The sequence below is a fragment of the Rickettsia sp. TH2014 genome, from assembly GCF_019249195.1.
Classification (GTDB): domain Bacteria; phylum Pseudomonadota; class Alphaproteobacteria; order Rickettsiales; family Rickettsiaceae; genus Rickettsia; species Rickettsia felis.
Genome location: NZ_MXAX01000028.1, coordinates 1 through 1,743, shown reverse-complemented (window position 1 = coordinate 1,743; position 1,743 = coordinate 1). Strand labels below are relative to the sequence as shown.

Sequence of the window (1,743 nt, the reverse complement as noted above, 5' to 3'; positions counted from 1 at the left end):
ACTCTAAACTGCAATACGGAGGCACGACCCCTTTTCCATAACATAACATATTTAAGTACGTTTTATAATTAGTCAATTTAAGAATCAAAATCAAAATCTTTACCTAGTTTAATATATTCTCTAATGCGGCTCATGAGGCTTTGAAAATATGTAAGATTATGCCAGGTCATTAACATTGCTCCAAGTATTTCACCTATTCTAACTAAATGATGTAGATAAGCTTTCGTGTAATTAGTGCAAGCTGGACATGGGCAATCATGTTCAAGCGGCTCGTTATCATCTGCATATTTGCTATTACGAATATTTACCGTGCCGTATTTAGTAAAAGCCTGACCGTTACGACCTGAACGAGTTGGGATTACGCAATCAAACAAATCTATACCTCGGCGTACAGCACCGATAATATCAGCAGGTTTACCGACGCCCATTAGATAACGCGGCTTATTTTGCGGCAGAAAATCAGGGGCATAATCAAGCACTTTAAACATAAGCTCCTGCCCCTCACCTACCGCAAGCCCGCCTATCGCATAACCCTCACAATCGAGTTCTATTAAATCCTTAGCCGATTGCTCACGTAATTCTTCATAAACACTACCTTGAATAATACCGAATTGTGCATAGCCTTCCCTCTTAACAAAAGCATTACGTGATCTATTCGCCCATCTAGTCGTAAGCTGCATAGAAGTTTTAGCTTCCTCAAAGGTTGCAGGATAAGGGGTACATTCATCAAAAGCCATAGTGATCGTGCTACCGAGCAGATATTGTATTTCAGTAGAACGCTCAGGCGTTAGCATATATTTATCACCGTTAATATGAGAGCTGAAACTTACTCCCTCTTCGGTTATCTTGCGTAACTTCGATAAGGACATTACCTGAAAACCACCGGAATCGGTGAGTATAGGCTTATCCCAATTCATGAATTGATGCAAACCGCCAAGGCGTGCTATACGTTCAGCACTTGGCTGCAGCATTAAGTGGTAAGTATTGCCGAGTAATATATCTGCTCCCGTTTCAGCTACTGATTCAGGCAGCATTGCCTTAACGGTTGCTCTAGTCCCGACCGGCATAAAGGCCGGAGTACGAATCTCACCGTGTGCGGTTGTGATAATGCCGCTTCTAGCTTTTTTATTCTGATGATGAATGTTAAATGAGAATTTTGACACTGATAATCACTCATTTTTAAAAGCAATATCTTAGCATACTATAATTTATCCTGGAATATAAAAATTAAGATTAAAAGGTCGCAATACTTAAAAAATCATCAAGTATTGAACCACAAAGTTTTAACTCAGTATAAGATTTATTATATATTTCCGTTTTAATCAGTCCAAGTAAATATAAAGTCCCAATTACTGAAAAGAGAACTATACTGTTTGGAGTGTTTAATAATTTATCTTCAATAAAAGTAGTAATGGTTCCTTTAGGCTCGTGTACGATTTGAGCAACTAGCTCTCTTAAAATAGTATAATCAAATGAGCTTTGCTCTAAGATTTGTAATATAGTGAAATTATTTTGCCGACAATATGAATTAAGGAGTTCTTTACGACGCTTACGATCTTTAGAATTTGAAGGTGATGTTAGAAAGATTATTATTTTTTTAGTAGAAGTCATTTTGATTTGCCCCGTTTAGTTAAACTTAGATTTCTAAGTTCTAGGCTCTGTGAACATTTCTAAAAAGATTTAATTTTAGCTATTTTTGCTGTAAATTATAAGTTTTTTTGAAATATGAATAACTATTCCTTC

Annotated in this window: 2 protein-coding genes; both read right to left on the bottom strand. The window is 36.6% G+C overall.

Going from position 1 to position 1,743, the window contains the following annotated elements; genetic code table 11:
• Positions 1-77: 77 nt before the first annotated feature.
• A complete protein-coding gene (gene tgt / locus KYQ89_RS00335; RefSeq protein ID WP_218459816.1) occupies positions 78-1,163 on the bottom strand; it encodes a tRNA guanosine(34) transglycosylase Tgt in 1,086 nt (361 codons plus the stop codon).
• 70 nt (positions 1,164-1,233) lie between these two features.
• Positions 1,234-1,611: a hypothetical protein gene (locus tag KYQ89_RS00330; protein ID WP_218459815.1), complete on the bottom strand. Its 378-nt coding sequence runs from the start codon at positions 1,609-1,611 to the stop codon at positions 1,234-1,236.
• Positions 1,612-1,743: the final 132 nt, after the last annotated feature.

Coding starts and splice junctions, on each gene's coding strand:
- KYQ89_RS00330 (WP_218459815.1), bottom strand. CDS start 1,611: ATGACTTCTACTAAAAAAATAATAATCTTTCTAACATCACCTTCAAAT.